19 protein-coding genes are annotated in these 21120 nt (G+C 63.8%); 14 read left to right on the forward strand and 5 right to left on the reverse strand.

From position 1 onward, the window contains the following. The first annotated feature begins 161 nt into the window (after positions 1 to 161). Together cutA and dsbD are read left to right on the forward strand one after the other, a co-directional pair. Positions 162 to 494, forward strand: coding sequence for a divalent-cation tolerance protein CutA (cutA, locus tag AWB67_RS19110; protein ID WP_087657800.1), 333 nt, complete (start codon positions 162 to 164; stop codon positions 492 to 494). Then, a complete protein-coding gene (gene dsbD, locus AWB67_RS19115) occupies positions 487 to 2325 on the forward strand; it encodes a protein-disulfide reductase DsbD (protein ID WP_087657801.1) in 1839 nt (612 codons plus the stop codon). Before cutA ends, dsbD begins: the two co-directional genes overlap by 8 nt. A 75-nt stretch (positions 2326 to 2400) precedes the next feature. Here the strand turns inward: dsbD and hemB are convergent, their stop codons facing one another. Both hemB and yihA read right to left on the reverse strand, forming a co-directional pair. Beyond that, positions 2401 to 3399, reverse strand: a complete 999-nt coding sequence (hemB, locus tag AWB67_RS19120) for a porphobilinogen synthase (RefSeq protein ID WP_200822258.1) — start codon at positions 3397 to 3399, stop codon at positions 2401 to 2403. Between the two features lie 262 nt (positions 3400 to 3661). After that, a complete protein-coding gene (yihA, locus tag AWB67_RS19125; RefSeq protein WP_087657803.1) occupies positions 3662 to 4324 on the reverse strand; it encodes a ribosome biogenesis GTP-binding protein YihA/YsxC in 663 nt (220 codons plus the stop codon). 289 nt (positions 4325 to 4613) lie between these two features. On the opposite strand from yihA, the gene AWB67_RS19130 reads away from it, so the two are divergent. From AWB67_RS19130 to msrQ, 5 genes are all read left to right on the forward strand, one after another. After that, positions 4614 to 5270: a c-type cytochrome gene (locus tag AWB67_RS19130; protein ID WP_087657804.1), complete on the forward strand. Its 657-nt coding sequence runs from the start codon at positions 4614 to 4616 to the stop codon at positions 5268 to 5270. 180 nt (positions 5271 to 5450) lie between these two features. Further along, positions 5451 to 7673, forward strand: a complete 2223-nt coding sequence (locus tag AWB67_RS19135) for a cytochrome c biogenesis protein ResB (protein ID WP_087657805.1) — start codon at positions 5451 to 5453, stop codon at positions 7671 to 7673. A gap of 4 nt (positions 7674 to 7677) precedes the next feature. Then, positions 7678 to 8880 carry a c-type cytochrome biogenesis protein CcsB gene (gene ccsB / locus AWB67_RS19140; protein WP_087657806.1) on the forward strand — a complete coding sequence of 401 codons (1203 nt, stop codon included), beginning with the start codon at positions 7678 to 7680 and terminating at the stop codon, positions 8878 to 8880. 157 nt (positions 8881 to 9037) lie between these two features. Then, on the forward strand, positions 9038 to 10033 hold the full coding sequence (gene msrP, locus AWB67_RS19145) for a protein-methionine-sulfoxide reductase catalytic subunit MsrP (RefSeq protein WP_087657807.1): 996 nt from the start codon (positions 9038 to 9040) through the stop codon (positions 10031 to 10033). 9 nt (positions 10034 to 10042) lie between these two features. Next, complete coding sequence (msrQ, locus tag AWB67_RS19150; RefSeq protein WP_087657866.1) at positions 10043 to 10702, forward strand: protein-methionine-sulfoxide reductase heme-binding subunit MsrQ; 660 nt, start codon at positions 10043 to 10045, stop codon at positions 10700 to 10702. A gap of 51 nt (positions 10703 to 10753) precedes the next feature. Here the strand turns inward: msrQ and lysA are convergent, their stop codons facing one another. Both lysA and lptM read right to left on the reverse strand, forming a co-directional pair. After that, the gene (gene lysA, locus AWB67_RS19155) at positions 10754 to 12016 is read right to left on the reverse strand and encodes a diaminopimelate decarboxylase (RefSeq protein ID WP_087657808.1); all 1263 of its coding nucleotides are present in this window, start codon (positions 12014 to 12016) and stop codon (positions 10754 to 10756) included. Between the two features lie 21 nt (positions 12017 to 12037). Beyond that, positions 12038 to 12322 (reverse strand): LPS translocon maturation chaperone LptM, encoded by a 285-nt coding sequence (gene lptM / locus AWB67_RS19160; RefSeq protein WP_087657809.1) that lies wholly within the window; start codon positions 12320 to 12322, stop codon positions 12038 to 12040. Between the two features lie 35 nt (positions 12323 to 12357). Between lptM and cyaY the strand changes: the two genes are divergently transcribed. Further along, entirely contained in the window at positions 12358 to 12675 is a 318-nt protein-coding gene (gene cyaY / locus AWB67_RS19165) for an iron donor protein CyaY (RefSeq protein ID WP_087657810.1), read from the forward strand. A gap of 38 nt (positions 12676 to 12713) precedes the next feature. Here cyaY and AWB67_RS19170 read toward each other — a convergent pair whose 3' ends face one another. Continuing rightward, complete coding sequence (locus tag AWB67_RS19170; protein WP_087657811.1) at positions 12714 to 15116, reverse strand: penicillin-binding protein 1A; 2403 nt, start codon at positions 15114 to 15116, stop codon at positions 12714 to 12716. A gap of 194 nt (positions 15117 to 15310) precedes the next feature. On the opposite strand from AWB67_RS19170, the gene pilM reads away from it, so the two are divergent. The 6 genes from pilM to aroB all read left to right on the forward strand — a co-directional run bounded on the left by pilM (position 15311) and on the right by aroB (position 21045). After that, positions 15311 to 16306 carry a type IV pilus biogenesis protein PilM gene (gene pilM, locus AWB67_RS19175; RefSeq protein ID WP_087657812.1) on the forward strand — a complete coding sequence of 332 codons (996 nt, stop codon included), beginning with the start codon at positions 15311 to 15313 and terminating at the stop codon, positions 16304 to 16306. Then, a complete protein-coding gene (locus AWB67_RS19180) occupies positions 16303 to 16938 on the forward strand; it encodes a PilN domain-containing protein (RefSeq protein WP_087657813.1) in 636 nt (211 codons plus the stop codon). The genes pilM and AWB67_RS19180 overlap by 4 nt, the downstream gene beginning before the upstream one ends. Continuing rightward, a complete protein-coding gene (locus AWB67_RS19185) occupies positions 16935 to 17798 on the forward strand; it encodes a GspMb/PilO family protein (protein WP_087657814.1) in 864 nt (287 codons plus the stop codon). Before AWB67_RS19180 ends, AWB67_RS19185 begins: the two co-directional genes overlap by 4 nt. Next, on the forward strand, positions 17798 to 19309 hold the full coding sequence (locus AWB67_RS19190; protein ID WP_087657815.1) for a type IV pilus secretin PilQ: 1512 nt from the start codon (positions 17798 to 17800) through the stop codon (positions 19307 to 19309). Before AWB67_RS19185 ends, AWB67_RS19190 begins: the two co-directional genes overlap by 1 nt. 144 nt (positions 19310 to 19453) lie before the next feature. After that, on the forward strand, positions 19454 to 19960 hold the full coding sequence (locus AWB67_RS19195; protein WP_374729833.1) for a shikimate kinase: 507 nt from the start codon (positions 19454 to 19456) through the stop codon (positions 19958 to 19960). After that, positions 19960 to 21045 carry a 3-dehydroquinate synthase gene (gene aroB / locus AWB67_RS19200; protein ID WP_087657817.1) on the forward strand — a complete coding sequence of 362 codons (1086 nt, stop codon included), beginning with the start codon at positions 19960 to 19962 and terminating at the stop codon, positions 21043 to 21045. The genes AWB67_RS19195 and aroB overlap by 1 nt, the downstream gene beginning before the upstream one ends. The last annotated feature ends 75 nt before the right edge of the window (positions 21046 to 21120 follow it).

Consider the following 21120-nt stretch of genomic DNA (forward strand, 5'->3'; position numbering starts at 1 on the left):
GACACCGCTTTGACGAAAAGGCCAAGCTTTGCTTGGCCTTTTTTGTTTTTGCTCGGCCGATCGCACGGGCGCGACGTTTCGTCACTAACTATGCCCATCCCGCGCCGGTGCTACGATACGCGCGTATCCTTCCCCAGCCACAAAATGCGATGGAGCCTGAAGTGAATATCCCGGTCGTGTTGATCGTCACGACGTTGCCCGACACTCTCACAGCCGACAAGCTAGCGCGAAAGGCGCTCGACGCGCGGCTGGCGGCGTGCGTGACGGAGAACGGCCTCGTGCGCTCGCGATACCGTTGGCAGGGGAAGCTCGAGGCGGCGGAAGAAATCCAGCTCCTTTTCAAGACCAGCGTCGCTCGCAGCGCCGAGCTTCAGTGCTTCATCGAATCGAATCACCCCTACGAAACGCCCGAAATCCTCGCTTGGCAGGCCGACGCTTCGCCGGGATATGGGCAGTGGGTTATCGCGGAAACTTCACGTCCTCTTCATGCTTAAGTCTTCTGGCGCCATCGGGCGTCCCTTGTTCGCCGCGGTTGCGTTTCTGCTCTCGTGTCTGTTCGTGCTATCCGGCGTCGCGAATTTTGCCCGTGCGGCCGACGACTTCCTCGACCCCGCCGTCGCCTTCAAGTTCAGCGCCACCGAGCATCCTGGCGAAATCGAGGTTCGATATAAGGTCGCGGACGGGTATTACATGTATCGCGAGCGCTTCGCCTTCGCGGCCAAAGGTGGCGGCGCGACGCTCGGTGACGCGCAACTGCCCGTCGGCAAGGTCCACTTCGATCAGACGTTCAACAAGGACGTCGAGACCTATCGCGGCGACGTCGTCATCCGCATCCCGGTGAAGCAGGCGAGCGGGCCGTTCGATCTCGCCATCACGTCGCAGGGATGCGCCGATCAGGGCATCTGCTATCCGCCGATGGAGCGCATCTATCGCGTGAGCGGCGCCGCGCTGCGTGCCGCCGACCCCAACGCTCCACCGCCCGTCAACTCACAAGTCTCCGACTTGCCCTGGTACGACCGCGCGACCAATGCCGATTACGCACAATCGCTGCTCGAGAGCGGCGGATTTTTTGCGATCGTCGGACTGTATTTCGCGGCGGGCGTCGTGCTGAGCCTGCTGCCGTGCTCCTATCCGATGATCCCGATCCTCTCGGCGATCATCATCGGCGAGGGGTCTAGTGTCACGCGCGGACGCGGGTTCGCGTTGTCGGGCGCGTATGTTTTCGGGATGGCGCTCGTCTATACGGCGCTCGGCGTCGCGGCTGCGCTGATCGGGCAGAGCCTCGGCGCGTGGCTCCAAAATCCGTGGGTGCTTGGCGCGTTCGGCGTGCTGCTCGCCGTGTTCGCGCTGACGCTGATCGCCGGCTTCGACATCACCCTGCCGGAGCGCTGGCAGAGCGGCGTGAACGCGGCGTCGCAGAAACGCTCGGGCGGGAAGTTTGCGGCGGTCGTCGGGATGGGGGCGCTGTCGGCGCTGGTCGTCGGCGCATGCATGACGGCGCCGCTCTTCGCCGTGCTCGCGTTCATCGCGCATACGGGCAACGCGGTGCTCGGCGGTGTGGCGTTGTTCTCGATGGGCGTCGGGCTTGGCGTGCCGCTGCTGATCATCGGGCTTGGTGCCGGATCGCTGCTGCCGCGCGCCGGCGCGTGGATGGATGGCGTGAAGGTGTTCTTCGGCGTCGTGCTGCTGGCGGCAGCGTTGTGGATCGTGTGGCCTGTGCTCGACGGCGTCACGCAGATGTTGTTGGCCGCGTTGTGGTTGCTGATCGCCGCAGCCGCACTCGGGCTTTTCGCGACGGGCACCGCGCCGGTCACGATCTGGCGACGACTCGGGCGCGGCATCGGCGCTGCGTTCACCATCTGGGCTGCGACGCTGCTCGTCGGGCTGGCCGCCGGCTCAACCGATCCGCTGCGTCCGCTTTCAGTGTTCGTTGCTAGGGAAGGCGGAGGCACCCAAACAGCGCGAGCGCCGACGTTCGCGCCGGTACGCTCGTCGACGGAACTGGATCTCGCGGTGAAATCCGCCGCGCGCCCCGCGATGCTCGATTTCTACGCCGACTGGTGTGTCTCCTGCAAGGAAATGGAGCATCTGACGTTCAGCGATCCGCGCGTGAAAGCGCGTCTCGCGCAGTTGAACCTGCTGCGCGCCGACGTCACGGCCAACAACGCCGACGACCAGGCGCTGCTCAAGCGCTTCAGGCTGTTTGGGCCGCCGGGCATCATTTTCTTCGATGCACAGGGCAACGAGACGGCGCGGGTGATCGGCTATGAATCGCCGGACAAGTTCTTGAAGAGCATGGAAAAGCTGGGCGCGCCGACGACCTGAAATGGGCTCCGACAACGCAAAAAGGGCGATGCCATCGGCATCGCCCTTTTTGCCAGAGCGCCAGAGCGCTCGAACCTACTTCGAAGCACGCAAAATCCGCGCCGCATCAAGCGCGAAATACGTGAGCACGCCATCCGCCCCCGCGCGTTTGAACGCGAGCAGCGATTCCATCATCGCTTTGTCGTGATCGAGCCAGCCGTTCTGCGTCGCCGCCTTGATCATCGCGTACTCGCCGCTGACCTGATACACATACGTCGGGAAGCGAAACTCTTCCTTTACGCGATACACGATATCGAGATACGGCATGCCGGGCTTGACCATCACCATGTCCGCGCCTTCCTCGATGTCCATGCGCACCTCACGCAGGGCTTCGTCGGAATTCGACGGGTCCATCTGATACGTCATCTTGTTGCCCTTGCCCAGGTTCGCCGCCGAGCCGACCGCATCGCGGAACGGCCCGTAGAACGCCGACGCGTACTTCGCGGCATAGGCCATGATGCGCGTGTGAATGTGGCCGTCGCTTTCCAGCATCTCGCGGATCGCGCCGATGCGCCCGTCCATCATGTCCGAGGGCGCGACAATATCGACGCCCGCTTCCGCCTGCGTGCGCGCCTGATCGACGAGGATTTCGCTCGTTTCGTCGTTCTTCACGTAGCCTTCCTCGTCGAGCACGCCGTCCTGGCCGTGGCTCGTGTACGGATCGAGCGCGACGTCGGTAAGCACGCCGAGCGTCGGGAAGTTCTTCTTGAGCTCGCGTACGGCGCGCGGGATCAGACCTTCCGGATTGGTCGCTTCGCGGCCATCGGGCGTCTTGATCGACGGCTCGATCGCCGGAAACAGCGACAGGACCGGCACGCCCAACTCGACGCACTGCTCGGCCACTTTCATCAGCAGATCGACGGACGTGCGCTCGACGCCCGGCATCGACGGCACCGCCTGCCGCACATTGCTGCCTTCGACGATGAAAACCGGGTAGATCAGGTCGTTCGTGGTGAGGAGGTTTTCGCGCATGAGACGGCGCGAGAAGTCGTCGCGGCGCATGCGGCGCGGACGGTGATGCGGATAGAAACTCATGGCATTTCCGACGTGGGGAGTAATCCGGGTGACAGGGTGCGGCGCGCCGATTTACGCGAAAGCCATGTGCGACAAGCCTCGCGGGGCCGTCCAGAACCTTTTCAAGACAATGGTATATCATACCGATCGAGCTAGGCGCTTTGCGCTGATCTCCCCGCTTCTCCTCCCTGAGCGGGTGCCTGTCGTTATTCGATTAGGCTGTTTGACCCGCCGTCATGCGGCGGGTTTTTTTATGTGCAAACGGTTTTGCATCGATCGGCGCTCACTCTGCCGCGTCCTCTTCCGCACTCTCGCCCTTGGCTTCAGGGATCAGCCAGCTTTCGATCAGCTCGTGCGCCTCATCGATCCCCACGCGCTTGAGCGCCGAGAACAGTTGAACCGTCAATTCCCCGCGATACCCGGCCGCCTTGTAATCCGCGAACGATTTTTTCGTCGCGCGCAGGGCGTTGGTCATCTCTTGTCGCGTCAATTTGTCGCATTTTGTGAGGAGCGCGTGGATCGGCTTACCCGTCGGCGCGAACCAGTCGATCATGATCTGATCGAGTTCGGTCAATGGCCGGCGCGAGTCCATCATCAGGATCATCCCGCAAAGCTGGGCGCGGCTCTGCAGGTAGGTGGACAGCAATTGCTGCCAGTGCGCTTTCGCCGCGCCGGGCACTTCGGCGTAACCATATCCGGGCAGGTCGACGAGATGCGCGACGGGGGCATCCGCCGGACCGACCGAGAAGTAATTGATATGCTGCGTACGTCCTGGCGTCTTGCTCGCGAAAGCCAGCCGTTTCTGATTGCACAGGATGTTGATCGCCGTCGATTTTCCCGCGTTCGAGCGTCCGGCAAAGGCGATTTCCGGTTGCGGCGTGGGCGGCAAATCGCGCAAATGATTGACGGTCGTGAAGAAGCGGGCTTGATGGAGCAGGAATGACATTGGCGGGCCGATTTAGAAAAGCGGTGAAAACCCAAGCCTTGAGAACCCGGTAAATACTGGGCATGCCCCGACTGGCGTCTTTGCGATTAGCAGGTTATTGTACAATACGGCGGTTTTTACAAGACCAGCACGGGCGCGCAAGACCCAAGCCAGATAAGGAGCAGGACGGATTTTCGGGCATTTTTGAGAGCCCAACGTTCAGGTGTCTTGCGGCAGAACGTGACATAAACGGTTGCCGTCGTTTTTTGCAGAACCTCACATTCTCACAAGACGAAAAACAGGGTACGCGATGAACCGACTGTACAAGTCTCTGATGGTGCTTCAAGTAGCAGCAACGTTCGGTGGATTGGCAGTGTCAGGACAAGCGGCGGAGCCCGCCCAGCCTGCAAAACCGGATCTGAACCGGGGACAGGCGATCGCAACCCAGGTATGCGCCGCATGTCACGCGGCGGACGGCAACAGCGCAGGCGCCGCGTTTCCGAAGCTCGCGGGCCAGCACGCGGAATACATCGTCAAGCAGTTGAAGGATTACAAGACGCAGCCGGGTGCAAAGGCGCCGGCGCGCAACAACCCGATCATGGCGGGCATCGCAAGCGCCTTGTCGGATCAGGACGCGGTCAACGTCGCGGCTTACTTCGCCGCGCAGAAAACCAAGCCCGGCTTCGCGCGCAACAAGAACGACGTCGCGCTCGGCCAGAAGATCTACCGCGGCGGCATCGCGGACAAGGGCGTGCCGGCGTGCGCGGCGTGTCACGGCGCGGCGGGCATGGGCATTCCGGTGCAGTATCCGCGGCTGTCGTGGCAGTGGGGCGACTACACCGCGGCGCAGTTGACCGCGTTCGCGCAGGGCACGCGCAACAACAGCGAGCCGATGCACACGATCTCGCTGCGCCTCACTGATGCCGAGATAAAGGCCGTGTCGGATTACATTGCGGGCCTGCACTGAGTTGAGCCGTACGAGTTAGAAGCGTCCAGCGATCTGCCGCGAGCAAACAGATCACCGCAGCAGTCGCCCACATTACGAAGCCGGTCCGACGAGACCGGCACAAACAAGAAAAGGGTGGGACGTCGGTCGGGCATGACCGCCAGCGTCTCCACCCTTTTTTGCTGTCCAGTCGGAGTTTGAATGAGCGTCACCACCTCGGGAATGCAGTCGAAGTCGAGTCGTCGGGCTGTCAGGCATTTCGTCGAACTGGTCAGTTCGATGCGCTTCGCGATCGCCTTGCTGGTCGTTCTCGCGATTGCGAGCATCATCGGCACGGTTCTCACGCAGGAAGATCCGTACCCGAATTACGTCAATCAGTTCGGTCCGTTCTGGGCCGACATCTTTCGCGGTGTGAGCCTCTACAACGTGTACAGCGCGTGGTGGTTCATGCTGATTATGATCTTCCTGGTGATCTCGGTGTCGCTGTGCGTGATCCGCAACGGCCCGAAAATGATCGCCGACATGAAAAGCTGGAAGGATCGCGTGCGCGAAGCCGGTCTGCGCGCGTTTCACCACAAGGGCGAATTCGAGGTGTCGACGAGTCGCGCGGAAACGTCCGCCGCGTTGCAGCGTCTGTCGGGCAAGCTCGGCTACAAGTTCGTCGCACGCGAAACCAACAGCGGCGCGACGCTGATCGCCGCCAAGCGCGGCGCGTTGACGAAGCTCGGCTACATCTCGGCGCATGTGGCGATCGTCGTGATCTGTCTCGGCGGCCTGCTCGACAGCAACCTGCCGATCAAGCTGCAAATGTGGCTCTTCAACAAGACGCCGGTCGCAACCAACGCCGTCATCAACGACATTCCGCCGGAACACCGCCTCGCCGCAACGAATCCCACGTTCCGCGGCTACGCGTGGGTGCCCGAGGGCCAGTTCGTCGGCACGGCGATTTTGAACCAGCAGGACGGATCGCTGATTCAGGACCTGCCGTTCTCGATCCAGCTCAACAAGTTCATCGTCGATTACTACTCGACCGGCATGCCGAAGCTCTTCGCGAGCGATATCGTCGTGATCGATCACGAGAGCGGCAAGCGCATTCCGGCGCGTATCGAAGTGAACAAGCCGTTCACCTATGACGGCATCTCGATTTACCAGTCGAGCTTTCAGGACGGCGGCTCGAAGCTCGACATGACCGCCTGGCCGATGTCCGGCGCCAGCGCGAAGACCACGCCGTTCGGCGGCGCGATCGGCTCGACGGCGCCGGTGAATGCGCAGATCATCGGCGCGAAGGGCGAAACCGTCGAATTCACTGATTTCCGCGCGATCAACGTCGAAAACGTGACGGACGGCCGCGGCGCCGTCGATGCGCGCGGCGTCGGCCAGACGCAGACGCTCCGGCAAGCGTTCGACGAACGCCTCGGCTCTGGCGCGAAAACCTCGAAGCCGACCGATCTGCGCAACGTGGGGCCATCGGTGCAATACAAGGTGCGTAGCACGGATGGCCAGGCGCGCGAGTACAACAACTACATGCTGCCGGTCGATGTCGGCGGCCAGCAGATGTTCCTCGCCGGCATGCGCGTGAGCCCGAACGATCCGTTCCGCTACCTTCGCATTCCCGCCGACGATCAAAGCTCGGTCAAGCAGTGGATGCTCCTGCGCGCCGCGCTCGCGACGCCCGGGATGCGAGCCGAAGCCGCCCACCGCTTCGCGCAGCGCTCGGTGCCGCAGGCGAGCGGCGACTTGCAGAAGCATCTGGAAGAAAGCGCCGTGCGCGTGCTGAACCTGTTCGCAGGCGCCGACGAAAACGGAGCCACGCCGCAGAACGGCCAGACGGTTGGCGGCTTCGCGGCGATCGCGACGTTCATCGACAAATCGGTGCCGAAGGGCGAGCAGGAAAAGGCGGCCGGCTTGCTGCTGCGCATGCTGGAAGGCGCGACGTGGGACCTGTGGCAGATTGCACGCGAGCAGAACGGCATGCCCGAAGCCAAGGTCGACGAAAAGAACACGGCGTTCGTACAGGCGTCGATCAATGCGCTTTCGGACAGCTTTCTGTACGGATCGCCGGTCTTCCTGCAACTCGAATCGTTCAAGCAGATCCAGGCGTCGGTGTTCCAGCTCACGCGCGCGCCGGGTAAAAAACTGGTGTATCTTGGCAGCCTCCTCCTCGTACTCGGCATCTTTTCGATGTTTTACGTACGCGAACGCCGCCTCTGGTTCTGGCTCAAAGATAAAGGCGAGGGCGGCGCGACGGTGCTGATGGCGATGTCGACCGCGCGCCGAACGCTCGACTTCGAAAAGGAATTCGCCCAGACGCGCGATACCGTCGCGGCCACGCTCGGCGGCAGGCCGGTCGGGGCAACCGAGGCACCGCCGCCCGCCGCCACCGCACAGCCCGAAGCCGTCGGCTCGCACGAATCAACCCGGTAAGATCATGGCCCTCATTCAAGCTTCCTCCCATTCGACTCCAGCCTGTCAGCGCGCGGCGCAAAGCCCCGCCGATGCGGCCCTTTTCGACGATCGTCCGTTCCTGAAGAAACTCGGCGCCATCGACTGGCTATTTGCCTTGGCGATGGTCGCGGGCGCGGGTTTCGCGCTGTATCGCTATCACCCGTTCATGGACGTCTACGACAAGGCCGTGCTGATCGCGGCCGTGCCGACGTTCACGGTGCTCGGCTGGCGCTGGAAACCGGTGCGTTTGTTGATCGCGATGATCGCAGTGCTGTCGCTTTTTTCGATCCAGCTCTATCACGCCGATCTCGCCCGTGCCGACACGAACTTCTTCCTGAAGTATTTCCTCTCGAGCCAGTCCGCCATCCTGTGGATGAGCGCGCTCTTCATCCTCGCGACGGTGTTCTACTGGATCGGCCTCGTCACGCGTTCGGCGACGGGCGGCGCGATCGGCTCGAAGATGACGTGGGTGGCCGTGCTGATGGGTTTCGTCGGCCTGATGGTGCGCTGGTACGAGTCCTATCTGATCGGCTCGGACGTCGGGCACATTCCGATCTCGAATCTGTATGAAGTTTTTGTGCTGTTTTGCCTGATCACGTCGCTGTTCTATCTCTATTACGAGCAGCATTACGCCACGCGCGCGATGGGCGCGTTCGTGCTGCTCGTGATCGGCGCGGCTGTCGGCTTCCTGATGTGGTACTCGATTGCCCGCGACGCGCAGCAGATCCAGCCGCTCGTCCCCGCGCTGCAAAGCTGGTGGATGAAGATTCACGTGCCGGCGAACTTCATCGGCTACGGCAGCTTCGCGCTGTCGGCGATGGTGTCCGTCGCGTATCTGTCGAAAGAGCGTGGCGTGCTCGCCGACCGCCTCCCGTCGCTCGAAGTGCTCGACGACGTCATGTACAAGTCGATCGCGGTCGGTTTCGCGTTCTTCACGATCGCGACGATCCTCGGCGCGCTGTGGGCCGCGGAAGCGTGGGGCGGCTACTGGAGCTGGGACCCGAAGGAAACCTGGGCGCTGATCGTCTGGCTGAACTACGCGGCGTGGCTTCATATGCGTCTGATGAAGGGCCTGCGCGGCGCGGCCGCTGCGTGGTGGGCGCTCACCGGATTGCTGGTCACGACGTTCGCGTTCCTCGGCGTCAACATGTTCCTGTCGGGGCTGCACAGCTACGGCAAGCTGTAATATTCCGCGACTTGCAGCGACTAAAAACCGTCACGCAGATTATGCTGGCGGTTTTTTTTCGCCCGTTGCGGAATAGCTGCATCTGAACACTTGTTTAACCCTTATATGCAGTCAGGAAACGCGGGCACGCCCGCGTGAAAAACGGTCAGGAACAGCCATGTTGATCAAACGAAATCGCCTGCTTTCCGGCGACGATATTGCGCGCAGCGAAATCACGCCGCGCGAAGTGTTCGAGAACCGCCGCCGTGTGCTGCGGGCGATGGGCGCGGGCGCGCTGGCCGCGACGGGGCTCGTTGGCTTGAACGGCGAAGCGCTCGCCACGATGACCTCGCCCGATGCCAAGGCGCAAAAGCTCGATGCGAAGACGAACTCGAAGTTCGTCGTTGTCGATAAGGTGACGCCATACAAGGACATCACGTCGTACAACAATTACTACGAATTCGGCACGGACAAGGGCGATCCGGTGCAGAACGCGCATTCACTGCGTCCGAAGCCGTGGAAGATTTCGGTCGAAGGCGCGATCAAGAATCCGAAGGTCTACGACATCGATGAAATCCTGAAGCTCGCGCCGCTCGAGGAGCGCGTGTACCGGCTGCGTTGTGTCGAAGGGTGGTCGATGGTGATTCCGTGGATCGGTATTTCGCTGTCGGAACTCATCAAGCGCGTCGAGCCGACCGGCAACGCGAAGTATGTGCAGTTCATCTCACTGGCCGACCCGTCGCAGATGCCGGGTTTGTCGACTCCGATCCTCGACTGGCCGTATTCCGAAGGCCTGCGCATGGACGAGGCGATGAATCCGCTGACGCTTTTGACCGTCGGACTTTACGGACAAGTGCTGCCGAACCAGAACGGCGCGCCGGTGCGGATCATCGTGCCGTGGAAATACGGCTTCAAGAGTGCGAAGTCGCTGGTGAAGATCCGTTTCGTCGAAAAGCAGCCCGCGACGAGCTGGAATACCTACGCGCCGAGCGAGTACGGCTTCTATTCGAACGTGAATCCGACGGTCGATCACCCGCGCTGGAGCCAGGCGACGGAGCGGCGCATCGGCGAGGATGGGTTTTTCACGCCGAAGCGCAAGACGCTGATGTTCAACGGCTACGGCGATCAGGTTGCGTCGCTGTATCAGGGCATGGACCTGAAGAAGAACTTTTGAGTGAACACGATGCCAACCGTATCCGATATCAAACGGCCGGCTGTGAAAACGAGCGGCGCCACCATGGGCTGGATCGTGCCGGCCAAGGTGATCGTGTTCGTCGCGGCGCTTTATCCGCTCGCGCGGCTCGTGCTGCTCGGCGTCACCGATGGGCTGGGCGCCAATCCGATCGAATTCATCACGCGCTCGACGGGTCTCTGGACGCTCGTCTACCTCTGCATCACGCTGGCGATTACGCCAGCGCGGAAGCTCACGGGTGTGAACGCGCTGCTGCGGTTTCGTCGGATGCTCGGGCTGTTCGCGTTCTTCTACGCCGTGCTGCATTTCACGACGTACCTGTGGTTCGACAAATGGTTCGACGTCGCTGAAATCGTCAAGGACATCGCCAAGCGGCCGTTCATTACGGTCGGATTCGCTGCGTTTTTGCTGCTGATTTCGCTCGCGGTGACATCGCCGAAAGCGATGGTGAAGAGGCTCGGACGCCACTGGCAGACGCTGCATAAGGCCATCTACCTGATCGCGACGCTCGCGATCCTGCATTTCTGGTGGATGAAGGCGGGCAAGCACGATTTGCAGCTGCCGAAAATCTACGGCGCGGTCGTGATTGTGCTGCTGGGCTGGCGGCTTTTCTTTTGGTTTAAGAGTCGACACGCGCGACCGACGCGCTGACAAAAAAAGCGATGCCGCGGCATCGCTTTTTTTCGACCAGAACGCGCAGTTTCAGTCCGGCAGAATCGATTCGCCGGCGAACAACTGCTTCACTTCCTCGCGTTCGCGCACGAGCCGCGCGCGTTCGTGATCGACCATCACTTCGGCCGCACGCGGGCGCGTGTTGTAGTTCGAGCTCATCACGAAGCCATAAGCGCCGGCCGAGCAGATCGCAAGCAGATCGCCCGGTTCGACCGCCAGTGCGCGATCGCGCCCGAGCCAGTCGCCGCTCTCGCACACCGGACCGACCACGTCGTAGAGCTGCGCCTGCGCCGCGCGCTTCACGACCGGCACGATCCGGTGAAACGCCTCATACATCGCCGGGCGCGCGAGGTCGTTCATCGCGGCATCGACGATGGCGAAGTTCTTTTCCTCGCCCGGCTTCAGATACTCGACGCGCGTCAGCAGCACGCCCGCATTGCCGACGAGCGAGCGGCCCGGCTCGAAATACACTTCGCGCTGGCCGTGTCCGCGCTTCTCGACGTGCGCGAGCAGCGTGCGCACGAATTCGCCGATGTCGGGAGGAGTTTCGTCGTCGTAGGTGATGCCGAGGCCGCCGCCCACATCGACATGACGAATTTGCGCGCCGTCCGCCTCGATCTGTTCGACAAGGTCGAGCAGCTTGTCGACGGCGTCGAGATACGGGCTGATCTCGGTGATTTGCGAACCAATGTGACAATCGATACCGATCACGTCCAGATGCGGCATCGCGTGCGCTTCGGCGTAGGTCGCGCGCGCATCGGCGAAGGCCACGCCGAACTTGTTCGACTTGAGGCCGGTGGAAATGTATGGATGCGTTTTCGCGTCGACATCCGGGTTCACGCGCAACGAAACCGGCGCCTGCTTGCCCGCGGCTTTCGCCACGTCGTTCAGCGCGTGCAATTCCGGAATCGATTCGACGTTGAAGCACTTCACGCCCGCGTCGAGCGCTTCGCGCATTTCGGCTGCCGTCTTGCCGACGCCCGAGAACACCGTGTTTTCTGCCTTGCCGCCCGCGGCCAGCACGCGTGCCAGTTCACCCGCCGACACGATGTCGAACCCCGCGCCGAGCCGCGCGAACACGTTGAGCACGGCGAGGTTGCTGTTCGCCTTCACCGCGACGTGGATTTTCGCGCGGTGGCCGGCGCAGGCATCGGCGTAGGCGCGATAGGCCTCGGTCAGCGCGCTGCGCGAGTAGACGTAGAGCGGCGTGCCGAACTGATCGGCGAGCGACGCGGCGGAAACGCCTTCGACGTGCAGGACGTCGTCGTCGTAGGAGAATGCGGATTGAGTCATGCGAAACCTGAGAGCGGCGAGTTAGTCAGCCGACGAAGCGGCTTTGGGCGCTGCGGCGTTGGATTTCAGATCGGTGTCGGGAGAAAGCGAGAGCGGCTGGCCGGAGGTGTCAGGAACGGTGCTTTCATCGCTGGAAGCGGCATCCGGCGGCGGCGTTTCCTGGAGACTGGCCGGGCGCTGGGGCAAGGGCGGCGTGGCCGGAAGATACAGCGGACCGCGTTGTCCACACCCGCCGAGCGCGCCCACCGTGACGGCGGAAACGGCCAAAGCCGCTACAATCGCGCTCATCCTGAAAACCACTCGCATGACTGTCCCTGAATAATTAATCGCTGGAGTTTAGCATGACAGACCAGGAATACCTGACCCTTGCCGAGGCCGCGCTGACAGCCATCGAACGCTCTGTGGACAAGGCTCTCGCGGATATCGAGTTCGAGCGCAGCGGCAATGTTCTGACGCTGGAATTCGAGAATCGCACGAAGGTGATCGTCAATTTGCAGCCGCCGAAACACGAGATCTGGCTGGCGGCGAAGGCGGGCGGTTTTCACTACAAATATGTCGACGGAAAGTGGCGCGACACGCGCGACAACTCCGAATTCTTCGCGACGCTGACGAAATACGCGACCGAACAAGCAGGCGAGCCGGTCAGCTTTTCAGCGTGACCGGCTCGATTGGGCGGTAGCGAAAACGTCTTTCGCCGTCAGTTGCTGCCCTTGAACAGATTCATGATGTCCTGCTTTTCCTGCTCGCCGACGTCAGGTGTCGGGGCCGTCACGCCCGACACACCGTCCTGCGGCGGCGCCTGACTCACGCCGATCGTCGCGACGAAGCCGTGGCCCGGCGTCATGTCGTCGTAGTACAGTTCGCCGCCGAGTGAGGTGACATCGGGCGGCTGCATCGGGCGCCATTCCGGCACGTCGCGCAACGCGCGCGTCATGTAGTCCATCCACACAGGCAGCGCCAGTCCGCCGCCGGTTTCCTTGTCGCCAAGGGAGCGCGGGTTGTCATAGCCGATCCACGCGATCGCCACGAGCGAATGCTGGTAGCCGGCGAACCAGGCATCGCGCGAATCGTTCGTCGTGCCCGTCTTGCCGGCGAGATCGCCGCGCTTCAGCTGATTCGTCTTCGATCCCGTGCCGCGCTGCGCGACGCTTTGCAGCAGGCTGTTCATCACGTACGCGTTGCGCGGAGTGATCGCGAGCGGCGCGGTTTCCTGCGCGACGAGCGGCTGCGGATGCGCGACCACCGCGCCGCGCGGATCGGTGATATCGGCGATCAGATACGGATTCACGCGATAACCGCCGTTCGCGAATACCGAATACGCGGTTGCCATCTGCAGCGGCGTGACGAGCCCCGCGCCGAGCGCCATCGGCAGATAGGCGGGTTGACGGTCGGCATCGAAGCCGAAGCGCGTGACGTACTGCTGCGCGTACTTTGTGCCGATGTGGCTGAGGATGCGGATCGACACGAGGTTCTTCGAGCGTTGCAGCGCCTGGCGCATCGACATTGGGCCGTCGAAGCCGCCGCCGTAGTTCTTCGGCTCCCACGCCTGGCCGCCCGTGTCGGCGGCGCTGAAGAAGAGCGGGGCGTCGTTGATGATGGTCGCGGGCGAGAGGCCCTTTTCCAGCGACGCCGAGTAGACGAACGGCTTGAAGCTCGATCCCGGCTGGCGCCACGCCTGCGTGACGTGGTTGAACTTGTTCTTGTTGAAGTCGAAGCCGCCGACGAGCGCGCGGATCGCGCCGTCCTGCGGCACGACCGAGATCAGCGCGCCTTCCACCTGCGGCAGTTGCGTGATGGTCCAGTCGCCGGCTTCGTTTTTCACGAGCCGCACGATCGCGCCCGGCCGGATGCGCTGGTTCGGCTGCGGGCGGGTCGAGAGCGCGTTCGCGACGAAACGCAGGTTGTTGCCATCGATGGTCGCCACGTTGCCGTCGATAAAACTCGCCTTCACCTGCTTCGGGCTTGCCGCCGTCACGACCGCCGCGACGATTTCGCCGTTATCCGGATGCTCGACGAGGGCGTCGTCGATGGCCTGCTCGCGATCGTCTGCGTCTTTCGGAAGCTCGATGAACCCTTCTGGACCACGATAGCCGTGACGGTGCTCGTAATCCATCAGGCCTTTTCGCACGGCGCGGTAGGCGGCGTCCTGATCGGCGGAATCGAGGGTGGTCACGACGTTCAGGCCGCGCGTGTACGCCTCCTCGCGGTATTGCGCGTACATCATCTGGCGCACCATTTCCGCCACGTACTCCGCGTGCACGCTGAATTCGCGCCCGGCGCCCTTCACGATGATCGGCTGCTTCGTCGCCTGTTCGTATTCGTCGGGCGTGATGTAGCGCAGTTCGAGCATGCGCTGAAGGATGTACTCCTGGCGCACCTTCGCGCGTTTCGGATTCACGACCGGGTTATACGCCGACGGCGCCTTCGGCAACCCGGCGAGCATCGCCGCCTCGGCGAGCGAAATATCTTTCAGATCTTTTCCGAAATAGACCCGCGCGGCGCTTGCAAAGCCGTACGCGCGCTGTCCGAGATAAATCTGATTCATATAGACCTCGAGAATCTGATCTTTCGTCAGCGCCCGCTCGATCTTGTACGCGAGCAGCATCTCGTAAATCTTGCGGGTGTAGGTTTTTTCGCTCGACAGGAAGAAGTTGCGCGCGACCTGCATCGTGATCGTGCTCGCGCCTTGCGACGCCCGGCCGTTCGTCAGCGCGACGCTGCCCGCGCGCAGGATGCCGGTGAGGTCGACGCCGCCGTGGTCGTAGAAGCGCGCGTCCTCGATGGCGAGCACCGCTTTTTTCAGATGATCCGGCACGTCCTGGATACGCACGACACTGCGCCGCTCTTCGCCGAATTCGCCGATCAGCACGTGATCCGCCGTGTAGATGCGCAGTGGCACCTTCGGACGGTAGTCAGTCAGGGCTTCGAGCGACGGCAGGTTCGGTATCGCGACGACGAGCGCATAGCCGAGTACGAGCGCCGCGGAAATGATCAGCCCGAATATACAGATGAAAAATCCGAACAGAAGCCGCAACAGAAGCGGGCGCTTCTGCCGCTTGGGCGGCTGAGACGGCGGGTTCGACGGGGAAGAGGATTGCATAGCACCACCAAAAAACGGTCCCGCGATTATAGCTGGCCGACTTTGCCGTCCTCGCTGCATGTTTCTTCGTCGTAGCACGCCGCCGGACCCGCGTTAGCCATCCGGCCGAATGGTCGCGACGCCCGCCGCTCACCACAATTCTCCTACTGCAAGCGCCTGAATGGTTCGGCGCGGGAGATATGAAGGGAGGCGGGATGAAGAGGGAAGAAGCATTACGCACGTCGTTGCTGACGGTCACGCGCCGGTACGCGGCGGGCATCGACGTAAGTGAGCGGGCGGTACGGCTCGCGGTCGTCAGCAGGCGGCTGCGAGCGAATGGGCCGGTATGCGTGGAGCACCTCGAATCGGTGCCGCTGCCGGCGGGCGCGATGATCGGCGGCGATTTCGTCGATCGGAACGCGATTTCGGCGGCGCTCAGCGAAGCGTTCGGGCGTTTGCCCGCGCGTGGCTCGTGCCGGGCGCTGCGTTGCGCGATGGGGCTGCCGGCTTCGGCGACGCTCACGGCGCAGGTGCCGCTCGCACGGCTGATCGAGGCGCGCAACGGTGCGCGGGGCGGGCGCGATCCGCTTGGCCTCCTAGAGCCGGCGGTGCTCGCGGAGGCCGAGCGCGCGGCAGGCATCGAGCGCGCGGCGCTGGCGGTCGACTGGTCGGTCGTATCGCGCAGCGACGGCTGCGCGCAGGTATCGATTGCGGCGACGGCGCGCCAGCACGTGGAGTCGCGCGTCGAGACGGCGGCGGCGGCCGGCATCTCGCTCTCGGCTATCGACGGCGAGCCCGCTGCGGCGTTGCGCGCGATGCGGCGTGCCGGAAGCATCGAACTCGATTCGCGTGACAGCTACATCGTGTGCTGGGCCGAGGGCACGGGGCTGCACGCGTGGCTCGTCGGCGAGGACGGCGTGGAAAACGAACTGCGCTATCCGACGCCTGAGCATCTGTCGATCACCGACGCGCTGCGCGACCTGATCGGGCCGAAGGGGCCGCCGGACTGGATCTTCGTCGGCGGGGACCTCGATCTGCTCGGCCGCGCGGGCTATCCCGCGACCGAGTTGCAGGCGATCTTCCGCTGTCCTGTGCTGCCGTTCGAATGCGCGCCATTCTGTAACGGGGCATCGCAAGTCGAGGAGGCGCTGCGGCACTCGCCGCTCTTCGCCGTCGCGTTCGGACTGGCCCTTCGCGAGGTGACGCAATGACGAACTTCGTATTACGAGATGGCTTCAATCTCCTGCCGTATCGGTCGAGAAAGCGGCGCGAGGCCCGCAACCGGCGTTTGGCTGCGCTCGCGGCGGCCGGGTTGGCGGGATGCGCGGCGGTCGGCGCGGTCGCGGGCTGGGATACGTTCGAGCGGGTGCGGCTCGATCGGGTGCGAGGTGCGCTGGAAGCGGAACTTCGCAAATCGAGCGCGGAGGTCGCCGAGCACGGCCGGCTGACGGAATCCGAAGCAGAGCGGCGGCGCGCCCGCGAAGCCGCTGGACCGCTCGCGGCGCCCGGCGCGCGGTTTCTCGGCCTCCTCGATGCGCTCGCTCAGGCGTCGCAGGGCGGCGTCGCGTTGCAGCGCGTGTCGCAGCGTGCGCAGGAGGTCGAGCTCGCGGCGTTCGCGCCCGATTCGCAGACGGCGGCGCGCTGGCTCAAGCGCCTGGAAACCGTGCGCGGCGTGCAGGCGGTGGAGGTCGTCGAAATGAAGCGGCCTGCGTCGCATGGCAAAGCCGATGCCGCCAGCGGCTACGAATTCACTGCGCTTGTGCGCTGGACTGGCGACGCGCCGTCCGCGCGGCCGCCGAAAGCGGTCGCGGCGGCGTCGAATCAACGGAGGCCCGCAAAATGAATACGCTCGCGATGAATCGCCAGATGGGGCGTGAAAGTGTTCTCAAACGATTGGCGACGCAGCCTATCGACGCATGGAGCCGCCGGCGCACGGCGCTGACCGCCATCGCGTTCGGCACGCTCGTCTGTGTGCTGGGCGGGCAGATGTGGCGCGCGTCCGGCATCAGCGGCGTGGACGCCAGCCGCTCGACACTCGACGAAATGCAGCGGCGCGTCCAGCGGACGGGCAGCATCGTGTCCGCGCTGCCGGCGCTCCGGGCGCGTTTGGCGCACGATCGGCAAGCGACCGCGCGCTGGACTTCGGCCGATGCGCTCCAATCCATCCCGACACTCGCCGCGCAACACGGGCTGCGGGTCAGTGCGATCGAACCGGTGTCGGGAAAAAGCGGCGCGTCGGACGGCGAGCGCGCGCTGAAGCTGCGCGCGGAGGGCACGTTCGGCGAGGTGCGCCGCTTTCTGGACGCGCTCGGCTCACTGCCGCGTCTGGTCGTCGCGGACGCGGTCCAGTTGAAGCGCGGTCCGAATTCGCCCGCCTTCGAAGCGACGTTGCGTGTCTTCGAGACGCTGCCGGTCGTCGCGCGGCTTGTCCAGACGGATCGGCGCGATGTTTCCGTCATCGATCCGTTCGGCAAAAAGGGCGCGGCGGCATTCGGGACGGCGGGTGAGATGTTGCTCGTCGGGACGCTGATCGGGCGGAAACGCGCGATGGCGCTAGTCGAGACGGCTTCGGGCATCGACGGCTTCGCGCCCGGGCAGATGATTGGCGACGAACGGCTCGGCCGGGTCAAGCCACGTTCGATCGACCTCGCGCGCGGCGATGGCCAGTCGCGCACGGTGGCGTTCGCGGAGGATCGTCCGTGATGGCGCGTTCGATCAATTTGCGGCGTCGAAAGCTGGCTGCCGGCGCGATCCTGCTGTGTCACGCGCTGGCGACGCAAAGCGCGGTGCCCCCTCTGCCTCCTTTGCCCGACACGCTTCCGACGGACCAATTCGCCGTCGATACGAGCGTGCCGCCTCCATCGGCTGTCGTCGCTCCCGAGACAAACGACTCGGGATGGCTTGCCCCTGCGGAAAAAACGGTCGCGCCAACGCCAGCAGCGCCTGAAATGCTCGAAGGCCCGCCAACGCCGCTGCCGCCTCTCGAACGCCTGAGCCACGCGAAAGACAATAAGGGCGACGACGGCAAGCCGATCACGCTGAGCCTGAAAAACGCCGACCTTCCCGCCGTCCTTCAAACCTTCGCGAAATTTTCGGGCCTGAATATCGTCGTCAGCGAGAAGATCCGCGGCGTCGTCTCGTTGAATCTCGTGAACGTGCCCTGGTGGCGCGCGTTCGACACGCTCCTCGAAGTCAACGGCCTCGCGATGGAGCGCCACGGCGAGGTGATCTGGGTCGCGCCGCTCGCGGAACTGGCGGCGCGCGAAAAAATGCGCTTCGAAGCGCACGCCCGCGCCGCCGACCTGGAGCCGCTCGGCAGCCGCACGTTCGTGCTGCGCTACCCGCGCGCCGAAGACGTCCGCAAACTCCTGACCGGCTCGGGCAGCCAGCGAGTGCTGTCCAAGCGCGGCTCGGTGATGGCGGATTCGCGCACGAACCTGCTGTTCGTCACCGATCTGGAGGCGCGCGTCGCGCAGATCGCCGAACTGATCGCTCGGATCGACCAGCCGACGCCGCAAGTGATGATCGAAGCGCGGATCGTCGAGGGCGAAGCCGGGTTCTCGCGCAATCTGGGCGTGAAGCTGTCGATGACGGCGGCGAGCGACCCCGCGCGCGGGTTGTCGAGCGGCGGATACGACCTGTCGGCGCGGCCGATCTCCGGTTTCGATGCTGCGACGGCCGGCCTCACGCTCTTCGCCACGCAGGCGACGCGGCTCCTGAACATCGAGCTGAGCGCGCTCGAAGCCGAGGGGCGCGGCCAGATCGTGTCGCGGCCGCGCGTCGTCACCGCGGATCGCGTAAAGGCGCTGGTCGAGCAGGGCACCGAGCTTCCTTATCAGGCGAAGGTCGGAAATGGCGTCTCGGGGGTGCAGTTTCGTCGCGCTGCGCTCAAACTGGAGGTCGAGCCGCAGATCACGCCGCATGGGCGCGTGATCCTGGACCTGGATGTGTCGAAGGACAGTGTCGGCGAGCAGACCGCCGCCGGGCCCGCGATCAACACGAAGCACGTCCAGACGCGCGTCGAGGTGGAAGACGGCGGGACGGTCGCGATCGGCGGAATTTATTCCGCAGACGAACGCGATGACGTCACAGGCGTGCCGCTGCTGTCGAAAATCCCGGTCCTTGGCGCGCTGTTCCCGCACGACGCGCGGCGGCGCTCGAAGAGCGAGCTGGTGATCTTCATCACGCCGCACATCGTGGGCTCGCCGGGCTGACGCGGGTCCGGCCGAGGGCGTCCAGACTCGACAAAGCGGGCGGTTTGCCCTTAAGCTGCCGCACGAAACAAAATCAGATTTCACCCAAAAGGAACCGAGTTGCACGCCGGGCACGCAAACGCGAACATTTTTTTTGTCGGACTCATGGGGGCGGGAAAAACCACCGTGGGCCGTGCGGTTGCGCGCCGGTTACAGCGCTCGTTCATCGATTCGGACCACGAGATCGAGGCGCGCACCGGCGCCCGGATTCCGGTGATCTGGGAACTCGAGGGTGAGGAAGGTTTTCGACTGCGCGAGGCCAATGTGATCGACGAGCTTTCGCAGCGCGAAGGCATCGTCCTCGCGACGGGCGGCGGCGCGATATTGCGGCCGGAAAATCGCGAACATCTGAAGAATCGCGGCATCGTCGTCTATTTGCGCGCGAATCCGCACGATCTCTGGCAGCGCACGCGGCGGGACAAGAACCGTCCGCTGCTGCAAACGGACGATCCGCGCGGCAAGCTCGAAGCGCTCTTCACAACGCGCGATCCGCTCTATCACGAGTGCGCGCATTTCATCGTCGAAACCGGGCGGCCGACCGTCAACGCGCTCGTCAATATGGTCCTGATGCAACTGGAGATGGCCGGCATCGTCAGACCGGCTGAGTCATAATGTCCGCCATGATTACTGTCAACGTCGAGCTGGGCGAGCGCGCCTACCCCATCCACATCGGCGCCGATCTGATCGGACAGACCGGGCTTTTTGCGCCGCACATCGCGGGGTCGTCGGTCGCGATCGTCACCAATTCCACCGTCGATCCGCTGTACGGCGACAATCTTCGCGCCGCGCTCGCGCCGCTCGGCAAGAAAGTGACGACCGTCGTCCTGCCCGACGGCGAAGCGCACAAGAACTGGGAAACGCTGAACCGCATCTTCGACGCTCTGCTGACCGAACGCGCCGATCGCAAGACGACGCTGATCGCGCTCGGCGGCGGTGTGGTCGGAGACATGACGGGTTTTGCCGCCGCCTGCTACATGCGCGGCGTGGCGTTCATCCAGGTGCCGACCACGCTGCTGTCGCAAGTCGATTCGTCGGTCGGCGGCAAAACCGGCATCAACCATCCGCTCGGCAAAAACATGATCGGCGCGTTCTACCAGCCGCAAGCGGTGATCGCCGACATCGGCGTGTTGCGCAGCCTGCCGCAGCGCGAACTCGCGGCGGGCCTGGCCGAAGTCATCAAGACGGGCGCAATCGCCGACGCCGAATTCTTCCAGTGGATCGAAGCGAACATCGAGGCGCTCAACCGCTGCGACGCCACCGCTCTCGCGCACGCGGTCAAGCGCTCGTGCGAGATCAAGGCGTCGGTCGTGGCCGTTGACGAACGCGAAGGCGGCTTGCGCGCGATCCTCAACTTTGGCCACACGTTCGGCCACGCGATCGAAGCCGGCTTGGGCTACGGCGAGTGGCTGCACGGTGAGGCGGTTGGTTGCGGGATGGTGATGGCGGGCGATCTTTCGGTGCGGCTCGGCAGGCTCGACGAAGCGTCGCGCAAGCGTCTCGTCGACGTGATCGCAGCGGCGAACCTGCCGGTCAAGGCACCGACGCTCGGCGCGGACCGCTATGTCGACCTGATGAAGGTCGACAAGAAAGCGCAGGCGGGCGAGATCAAATTCATCCTGCTGACGCGCTTCGGCGACACGCAGATCACGACCGCGCCCGACGAAGCGGTGCGCGCGACGCTCGCGGCAAGCGTCTGAAGCGACGAGCGGCGGCCGGAACACGATGATGCGGAGCAGCCGGTGAGCGAAACAAAGCGTCAAATCTTCGTGGGC

The sequence above is a fragment of the Caballeronia terrestris genome, from assembly GCF_001544515.1.
Classification (GTDB): Bacteria; Pseudomonadota; Gammaproteobacteria; order Burkholderiales; family Burkholderiaceae; genus Caballeronia; species Caballeronia terrestris.

Bases quoted from the DNA above. Each gene is read 5' to 3' on its own strand.
- dsbD (WP_087657801.1), top strand. From the start codon at position 487: ATGCTTAAGTCTTCTGGCGCCATCGGGCGTCCCTTGTTCGCCGCGGTT.
- hemB (WP_200822258.1), bottom strand. From the start codon at position 3,399: ATGAGTTTCTATCCGCATCACCGTCCGCGCCGCATGCGCCGCGACGAC.
- yihA (WP_087657803.1), bottom strand. From the start codon at position 4,324: ATGTCATTCCTGCTCCATCAAGCCCGCTTCTTCACGACCGTCAATCAT.
- AWB67_RS19130 (WP_087657804.1), top strand. From the start codon at position 4,614: ATGAACCGACTGTACAAGTCTCTGATGGTGCTTCAAGTAGCAGCAACG.
- AWB67_RS19135 (WP_087657805.1), top strand. From the start codon at position 5,451: ATGAGCGTCACCACCTCGGGAATGCAGTCGAAGTCGAGTCGTCGGGCT.
- ccsB (WP_087657806.1), top strand. From the start codon at position 7,678: ATGGCCCTCATTCAAGCTTCCTCCCATTCGACTCCAGCCTGTCAGCGC.
- msrP (WP_087657807.1), top strand. From the start codon at position 9,038: ATGTTGATCAAACGAAATCGCCTGCTTTCCGGCGACGATATTGCGCGC.
- msrQ (WP_087657866.1), top strand. From the start codon at position 10,043: ATGCCAACCGTATCCGATATCAAACGGCCGGCTGTGAAAACGAGCGGC.
- lysA (WP_087657808.1), bottom strand. From the start codon at position 12,016: ATGACTCAATCCGCATTCTCCTACGACGACGACGTCCTGCACGTCGAA.
- lptM (WP_087657809.1), bottom strand. From the start codon at position 12,322: ATGCGAGTGGTTTTCAGGATGAGCGCGATTGTAGCGGCTTTGGCCGTT.
- cyaY (WP_087657810.1), top strand. From the start codon at position 12,358: ATGACAGACCAGGAATACCTGACCCTTGCCGAGGCCGCGCTGACAGCC.
- AWB67_RS19170 (WP_087657811.1), bottom strand. From the start codon at position 15,116: ATGCAATCCTCTTCCCCGTCGAACCCGCCGTCTCAGCCGCCCAAGCGG.
- pilM (WP_087657812.1), top strand. From the start codon at position 15,311: ATGAAGAGGGAAGAAGCATTACGCACGTCGTTGCTGACGGTCACGCGC.
- AWB67_RS19180 (WP_087657813.1), top strand. From the start codon at position 16,303: ATGACGAACTTCGTATTACGAGATGGCTTCAATCTCCTGCCGTATCGG.
- AWB67_RS19185 (WP_087657814.1), top strand. From the start codon at position 16,935: ATGAATACGCTCGCGATGAATCGCCAGATGGGGCGTGAAAGTGTTCTC.
- AWB67_RS19190 (WP_087657815.1), top strand. From the start codon at position 17,798: ATGGCGCGTTCGATCAATTTGCGGCGTCGAAAGCTGGCTGCCGGCGCG.
- AWB67_RS19195 (WP_374729833.1), top strand. From the start codon at position 19,454: ATGGGGGCGGGAAAAACCACCGTGGGCCGTGCGGTTGCGCGCCGGTTA.
- aroB (WP_087657817.1), top strand. From the start codon at position 19,960: ATGTCCGCCATGATTACTGTCAACGTCGAGCTGGGCGAGCGCGCCTAC.